This window comes from Streptomyces swartbergensis (genome assembly GCF_002148965.1).
GTDB classification, from domain to species: Bacteria; Actinomycetota; Actinomycetes; order Streptomycetales; family Streptomycetaceae; genus Streptomyces; species Streptomyces swartbergensis.
In genome coordinates, this window is sequence record NZ_NGFN01000407.1 from 1 (window position 1) to 7,330 (window position 7,330).

5 protein-coding genes are annotated in these 7,330 nt (G+C 68.3%); all 5 read right to left on the reverse strand.

Annotation, left to right across the window (positions count from 1 at the left end):
• A partial coding sequence (locus tag CA983_RS49325; protein WP_341866728.1) for a hypothetical protein occupies positions 1 to 197 on the reverse strand: 197 nt, incomplete at its 3' end.
• 358 nt (positions 198 to 555) lie between these two features.
• Positions 556 to 738 carry a hypothetical protein gene (locus CA983_RS38175; RefSeq protein WP_143645684.1) on the reverse strand — a complete coding sequence of 61 codons (183 nt, stop codon included), beginning with the start codon at positions 736 to 738 and terminating at the stop codon, positions 556 to 558.
• Between the two features lie 424 nt (positions 739 to 1,162).
• On the reverse strand, positions 1,163 to 1,585 hold the full coding sequence (locus CA983_RS38180; protein ID WP_086605304.1) for a hypothetical protein: 423 nt from the start codon (positions 1,583 to 1,585) through the stop codon (positions 1,163 to 1,165).
• Positions 1,578 to 6,188 carry an RICIN domain-containing protein gene (locus CA983_RS38185; RefSeq protein ID WP_086605305.1) on the reverse strand — a complete coding sequence of 1,537 codons (4,611 nt, stop codon included), beginning with the start codon at positions 6,186 to 6,188 and terminating at the stop codon, positions 1,578 to 1,580. Before CA983_RS38185 ends, CA983_RS38180 begins: the two co-directional genes overlap by 8 nt.
• A 444-nt stretch (positions 6,189 to 6,632) precedes the next feature.
• Positions 6,633 to 7,325, reverse strand: coding sequence for a helix-turn-helix transcriptional regulator (locus CA983_RS38190; RefSeq protein ID WP_086605306.1), 693 nt, complete (start codon positions 7,323 to 7,325; stop codon positions 6,633 to 6,635).
• Positions 7,326 to 7,330: the final 5 nt, after the last annotated feature.

The window sequence follows — 7,330 nt, forward strand, 5'->3', positions numbered from 1 at the left end:
GAGGCGAGGTCGTAGCTGGGGAGGGTGAGCAGGCCGTGGGCTCGGAGCCGGGGCGAGCGGCACGTCAGTACGTCGCGGGCCTCCTCCGAGGGCGCCGGGACCGCCGGTGCTCCGTCGGCCAGGTCCGGCTCGTCCGCCCCGAGTCGAGCGCCTCGCGACCTGGCGATAAGCAGCGCGTCGGAGAGGGCGTCAGCCAACTGACCGGCGAGCGTACCGAGTTCTCCACTCGACACCCCTCCATGCGCGAGCAGATCCCGCGTCCGGCCGAGAAGCCGGTCCGCGAGCCCGAGTTGCTGCTCTCGACACGGTCGGCAAGCCGGGAGGCGGGGCCGTCGCCGTCTGCGAGGAGGAGGCAGGGCTGACCATGTGCGCCGGTCCAGGGCAGAACTCGTACACGGTTCACTTCGTCGCTCAGGAGATGACGCCAAACGACGTACGCAGCTTCTCCCGGGTGAGCAATGCGATCTCCACTGCATCCGTGCCTTCAGCTGGGGGGCCAGCAAGTGGGGGCACGCTGACGTGCGGCCCCGTCCGGTGGCGGTCCTGCGGAGTGGATCAGTGCAGGTTCTGCCGACATTCCTTGAGCGCGAGCTTTCCGTGACTGTCAGCGATCTTCTCCAGAAGGCCGCCGTCGAGGACCCCCGGGTTCCACGCGAACACGGGATACTCGCCCTCCTGGTCCGGCTGGGAGGTGTCGAGCACGGCGAACAACCACACGTCCTCGAGCAGGATCACCATCAGATCCGACGGCATATCGACGCCGGCCGGGCGTCAGGGGTCTCGGACACGGATCCCAGAAGCACATCCCCGGCGGCTTCCGTCTGATAGATGCCGAGGAATTCGGTGGGTGGCACATCCCATGTGCCGAACTCTTCGATCAGCAGGCGGTACGACGGAGGAAATGTGAGCCCCAAGCTCCCGTTCCGCACGAGCGATGGTGACGGAAGAGCAACCATCACCGTGATGCGTCCTGTCCTTTTGGCCGCACACCAAGTCGATGACCTGGCGGCTCGCTTCAAATACCCCTCATCCGCCGAAATCCTTTGCTCGTTTGCCGAGTACCTCACGGTGCGACGACCGTTCGTCGCATGAGGATGGACACACGCGGCAGGTCCTGCCGAAGCCGGTACATCTCGGCTTCGGCAGGACCTCTCAGGCGGGCTCAGGACCGAAGGCCCGTTACGTGGACCATGCTCCCGTGCCCGTGTCGGTCTGGTTCTTCGACCTCGAATCCCGCCGAGGTGAGAATTCCCAAAAGGGCGGATTGCATGTGCTGCAGCACCGTGTTGTGATGACTGACGATCGGAGGCGGATTCGAGTAGTCGATTCCTTGCGCGAAGAGATTGAGAGCTGCATCCCTCAGCTCCGCGTCCGTGCTCCAGTCGACGTACACCCCACCTTCGATGAAGGGCGCCACGTGCACGTCCACGCCGGGTCTGCTGTGCGGCCCGCCGCTGAGGTCACCGCGGTGTACAGGAAGACCAGCGCGATGCAGTTCCCGGCATACTCGCTCGGCCAGCGCTTGGCGTTCAGCGATGACCTCCGGTGTGGCTGTTGGATGCATGTCGAAAACGGGTTCAGACATGGGCCTCTCGTTCCTCGCCCTGCTGGTCGGTTGTTGCATGGCGTGCCATACGTTCCCCTCCAGCCTCCCTCACATAGCGGGCGAGCAGATCCTTCGCTTCCTTGGCGAAGGAGGGGTGGTAAGGGACGGACCAGGTGATCGGTGTGCCTTCCTTGAGTGCACCGGTCAAGGCGGAGGCGCAGTCCGGGCAGGGCTGCCGTTCCGTGTACAGAGCGGTGATCTGCTTGGGGTCGAATCCCTTTGCCTTCAGCTTCCCCAGGATCGCTGTCTCAGAGTGGCCAGCGAAGCCGCTGTTGGCGATCACGAAGTCACCGGTCTTGGGATCGTTCCATCCCGGTACCTTCGCGACGGCGATATTGTGATCCGCTCCGTAGTACCCGTTTGTCGTTCTGTACTGGTACGCGAGGTGGCTCATCTCGTCGCTGTTGTAGGCGATCAGTCCCCTGGGGCATGCGTCGGCGGCCATGGCCGCTCGTGAGAGCCCATGAGCCCGGGCCCTGGTGCAGGTCTTGACCAGTCCGTCGAGTCCCTTGGTCCCGATCCGGAAGATGACGTCGTCGGCGAGGCCGAGTGCACGCAGAGCCTGGTAGGCGTCGGTGAAGCCGATGCCCGTGCGAGCGGCGGCGTCCATCGCACTGACCGCATCCGCGATAGGCCTGAGGATCTTGCCCGCGAACAGGGCCGCGACATCCACGGCCGCCCAGGCGCATCCGCCCCAGCTGCCTCCCGCGCCGCCCGGGGTGATTTTCTGGGCGCACTTGATCCAGCTCCCGAAGAGGATGTCGATCGGGTCGACGTTCTCTTGGTACTCCGCGATCGTGATGTTGTGCGTGACCTCGGTGGACAGTTCCTTTGTCGGGTGCTGACCCAGGTAGACCGTCGCGCCGGAGGGGCAGGTGAACTGCTCCAGGTCCAGATCCTGCGCAGTGCACATGTACAGGTCGAGGACCGCTTTGAACCGGATCTTCGCGGTGATCGTGCAGTCGCCCTTGTAGAAGAGCTTGTCGATCCAGCCGTCACAGCCGTCCGTCTTCTTGACGGTCTGCGGATCGCCGATCTTCTGGAGGTGGTCTACGACGTAGAACATGTTGCCGATGGCGCCACCGGTCTCGTCGACGACGGTTCCCGTTTCGATCTGCTGTGCGTTCCCCTCTCTCTCGGCCCGGTCGGCCGCCTCTTGAGCTTCCTTGGCGTACCTTTCCGCGTCCTTGGCCGCTTCCTCGGCTTCGGTCGCCGCGGCGTCGGCGCGGTTCGCCGCTGCCCGGGCGTCCTTGGCGGCCTGTTCGGCCTCCGAGGCTGCGGTGCGGGCGGCTTCGGCGTCGAGGGCTGCCTGGTCGGCCGAGTCGCGGGCGTCCTTGGCGTGGTTCTCGGCGCGGCCGGCTGCCTTGTCGGCGGCTGCGGCGTCCTCGGTGGCCTGGCGGTTGTACTCGAGGGTGCGGGCCAGTGACGCCGTCGCCTTGGACGCGGCCTTGGCGGCGTCGGCCGCGTAACCGAGGGCCTCCTTGGCGTAGGTGCGGGCGTTCGAGGCGTGTCCGGCGGCGTTGGCCGCGTGCTGGTAGGCGGCCTTGGCGTCGCCCTGCGCCTGGTCGGCGAGGTTCTTGGCGGCTGAGGCTTCTGCCGCCGCGTTCTTGGCGTGGGCGTCGGCGACGGCCTTCTGCTGTTCGGCGATCGTCTTGGACGCCTGACCGGTGAGCACCACCAGGCCGGCGGCCGAGTCGGTGTCGATGTACGGGGAGCCGAGCTGGATGGCGTCGTTGGCGGGCTTGGCGACCTGGGCGGCGGCGTTGCCGGCGTCCACGGCGGCCTGGGCGGTGACGTGGGCGAAGCCCGCGGCCTTGGCGGAGGCGGCCAGGGCCTTCCCCGCTTCCTTGCTCGCCGTGTCCGCGTGCGCCTTGGCGGTCTTGGCCTGCTTCTCCGCCTCGTCGGCCATCTCGACGGCCGTCTTGGCTTCGGAGGAGGCGTGCTGGGATGCCTTGATGGCGTCGGCGGCGGCGCTCGTCGCGGTCTTCACCGCGGCGTCGGACTTCAGCTTCGCGGCCTTGGCGTCGTCCGCGTGCGCGCGGGAGCGCTTGGCCGCCGCCTCCGCGCGTGTGGCTGCCGCATCGGCGTCCGCTGCTGCCTTCGTCGCCGCGTCCGCTTCGGAACGGGCCCTCGTGGCGGCTGCCTCGGCGTCGTCGGCGTGCTTGTCCGCCGCATTGGCCGCGGCGCGGGCGTCCTCGGCTGCTTCGCCGGCCTCCAGGGAGTCGGCGTAGGCGGCCTTGGCGTCGGCCTTGGCGCGGGCGGCGTCGGCCTTCTGCTCGGCTTCCCATGCGTCGTCCCGCTTGGCCTTGGCGTTGTCACGGGCCTTGACCGCGGCGTTCTTCTTCTCGACCGCCGTGCCCTCGGCCGCTTCGGCCTTGTCCTTGGCGTCGTTGGCCTTCGTCGCTTCGGCTTCGGCGTTCTTCCTGTGTTGGGCGGCCTCGGCCTGCTTGGCCGCTGCCGTCTTCTTCTCCGCCTCGGCCGTCTTCTCCTCGGCCTCGGCGGCCAGGCGCTTGGCCTTGGCCGTGGCGGCGGCCGACTTGGCGTCGCCCTCGGCCTTCAGCGCCTCGGCGAGCTTGGCCTCAGCGGTCTCCTTGTCCTTCTTGGCGTTGTCGCGGTGCAGCTTCGCGGCGTCGGCGGCGGCCTTGGCCTGGGACTCAGCCATCGCTGCGGCGGCCTTGCGGAACTCCGCCTTCGACTGGGCCGCCTGAGCCAGGGCGCGCTGCGCGATGGTCGCGCTGTCACCGGCGGAGGCGCGGGTGGCGGCCTCGGCGGTCGTACCGGCCTTCACCATCGCTTCGAGCGCCGCTGCCGCGCCGCTGGTGACCTGGGCCTTCTGCTGGCCGACCAGCAGGCCACGGCCACGGGGGGCACCGGCCTCGTCGGCGATGGCGTACGCGGCCTTCTGCGCGGTGTCACTGGCGGTAGCGGACTTCTGCGCTGCGGCCAACTGAGCTTCGAGGGCTTCGAGTTGCTTCTTCGCCTGAGTCTGTGCCGCCGCGATGTTCTTCTTGGCCTGGTCGAACTGCGCCTTGTCCGGGTAGAACTGGCTGTCCGTGCCGTTGTGGCCCTTGGGGACGATCCTGAACTTCTGCGGGTTCGTGCCGTTGCACCCCCACAGCCAGGCGTCGTGGCTGTTCTCGAACTTGTTCAGGTCCAGGCACTTGTCCGTGGCGACATTGCGCAACTCGCCGGCAGCGCGGATATCGAACTTCCACTCCTGCGCCTTGCTGCCGTTGCACGTCCAGATCTGGATCTTCGTGCCGTTGGCAGGATTGCTGTTCTCGACGTCCAGACACTTGTCGGACTTGACGTTGACGAGGTTGTAGCTGTCACCGGAAGCCTCACGGAGCCGCCACTGCTGCCCCGAGGCGTTGTTGCAGGTGTAGATCTGCACCGGGGTGCCGGAGGTCGTGTTGCCGCCCTGCGCGTCCAGGCACTTGCCCTTGGCCGCCTCGACCTGGATGACAGCCGGGGAGTCGCCGATCCAGCCCGCACCGCCGGGAGCCCAGTAGTCCTGCCAGCGGACCAGACGGTCGGCGACCCACGAGTGCCCCAGCAGGTTCCCCAACGCCTTCGCACCGCCGGCGAGGGCCTTGGTGGCGTCCTTGCTGGACTTCAGGATCTGGTTGCGCTGGACCGCCTGCGAGCTGATTTCCCGCTGCCACTCCGAAGCGGCCGTGTCGGCCATGCCGTCCAGGACCTTGTTCGGGTCGATCGGATCCCGCCAGGCGCATGACGCGTACCTGGTCTTCAGGTCCTCGACCGCGATCCGGTGTTCGGCGGTACCCGGCTCCGGCGCGGAGCGGGGAAATCCGCCGGACGCCAGGAACATGCGGACGTCATCGGCGCCCTTGCCGTGGAAGGTGTCGAACAGACCCTGGAACGCGCGTCGTTCCTCGTACTGCCGCTGCCACTCCCCGCTGGGCAGGTCCGGGTCATAGGGCTTCTCGCCGTAGAGCGGGGTACCCAGATCGGTGACGGCCTTCAGGGTCTTCTCGTCGGCCTTGGGGGTGGGGTCCTCGTAGAAGTCGCCCTCGTCCTTCCAGAACCTGTCGGCGATCCACGGGGTCAGACCGGTCTGGCGGTGGAAGTCCTCCTCCTCACTGCCGATCGAGCCGGGCGGGTCTCGCCAGTCGGCCAACGAGTCGAAGCCACCCGGCTGCTCCAGCCCGTCGAGTGGCTTACCCCACTCCCCAAGTTGGTTGTTGAGGGCGTCGAGCTCCTTCCAGGCCGCGTCCCTGTCCCGCTGGTACGCAGCTGCCAGCGGGGTCTCTTCCCAGTGATCCCGGTTGGCCAGGGCGTGCAGCTTGTCCGGCGGCTGGTTGAGTCCGTCCTGCGCGGTCGCGGCCATGGACGGCCCGCCCAGGCGCAGCACATCCACCATCAGGCACTGGTCCTGCCGCAGTTGCTCGGCCGCCGTGTCGTCGGACCAGTCGGACGAGCCGCTCACCGGGGCCGCTGCCTCCGTGCCGGTGAGCCGATCCAGCAGGTCGGGCTGGACGGCCACGCCGGCCAGTACGGCCACGGCCGCCGCGGACGTGATGACGGAGGTCAGCAACCGGGGTCTGCCCGGTCTGGACATGAAACGGGTTCTGGGCAGGAAGGGCCCTGGTCTTGGGCGCAAGAAAGCATCCCCTCGTAACAAAGGAAGGCTTCCAGGGGTGCCCGTCAGAAGGAGCGGAGGAGATGCGTGAAGAGCCGGTTTCCCGGCATGACGGTGTATCCCTCCCCGCGGCGACGGTGTCCCCCCGGTCGCCGATTGACGCGCGCTGTGGCGGATTGGTCAGCTCCGCCGGGCGCGACGATCACTTTAGGTACAGGAGTTCGAATCGGCCAGGGTATTTCTTCGAGGCGGAGCAGGGTGGCGCGAAAGGAGCCATGGGACTTCACTGGCCCGGCAGGCACAAGTTCCCGTGATACCTGTGGGTTTACTGTGCGCATCCCGTGAACACACTGTTGAGCTGAGTGCTCCGGAGGGCTGAGATCGGCCGGAACCCACCCATGCCATACCGTTCGGTACGGCTGGTCAGGCCTCCGGTCCCGGGTCCCGGGCCACCGGGCCCGCCCGGTCCAGCAAGCCCGTCCGAGCCGCCAGCGCCGCCGCCTCCAGGCGGGAACCGACGCCCAGTTTCATCAGCACCCGCTGGACGTGCGTGCGCGCCGTCGACGGGGCGATGCCCATGCCCGCCGCGATCAGGCGGGTGTCCTCGCCGTCGGCGACGCGGACGAGGACCTCGACCTCCCGGGGCGTGAGCATCGACAGCAACCGCTGGCCCTCGTCGTCCGGTTGGGCCGCCGGGTTGAGCAGCTCGCTGAACGCCCCTTGCAGCAGTTGCGGCGCCACCGCCGCCTCTCCCGCCCGTGCCTTCATGATGGCCCGCTCGACGCCCTCTATGCGCTCGTCGTGACGTACGTAGCCGGACGCGCCCGCGGCGAAGGCGGCCGCGATGCCGCGCGGGCTGGGTACCGGTCCCAGGACCAGGACCGCGACCTGCGGACGCTCCCGCTTGATCTTGACCACCGGGTCGAAGATCCCCGGCTCCGCCGGCGTGGCCGTCCCCAGCAGGCACACCTCGGGCGCCCGTGTGATCACCAGCTCCGCCGCCCCCGCGGCCGGCGCCGCCGCGGCCAGCACGCGGTGCCCCCGCAGCTTCAGCGCCGAGGCCAGCGCCTCGGCCAGCAGTCGGTGGTCGTCGACCACCATCAGCCGCACTCCCATCGAGC

Bases quoted from the DNA above. Each gene is read 5' to 3' on its own strand.
- CA983_RS38175 (WP_143645684.1), bottom strand. From the start codon at position 738: ATGGTGATCCTGCTCGAGGACGTGTGGTTGTTCGCCGTGCTCGACACC.
- CA983_RS38180 (WP_086605304.1), bottom strand. From the start codon at position 1,585: ATGTCTGAACCCGTTTTCGACATGCATCCAACAGCCACACCGGAGGTC.
- CA983_RS38185 (WP_086605305.1), bottom strand. From the start codon at position 6,188: ATGTCCAGACCGGGCAGACCCCGGTTGCTGACCTCCGTCATCACGTCC.
- CA983_RS38190 (WP_086605306.1), bottom strand. From the start codon at position 7,325: ATGGGAGTGCGGCTGATGGTGGTCGACGACCACCGACTGCTGGCCGAG.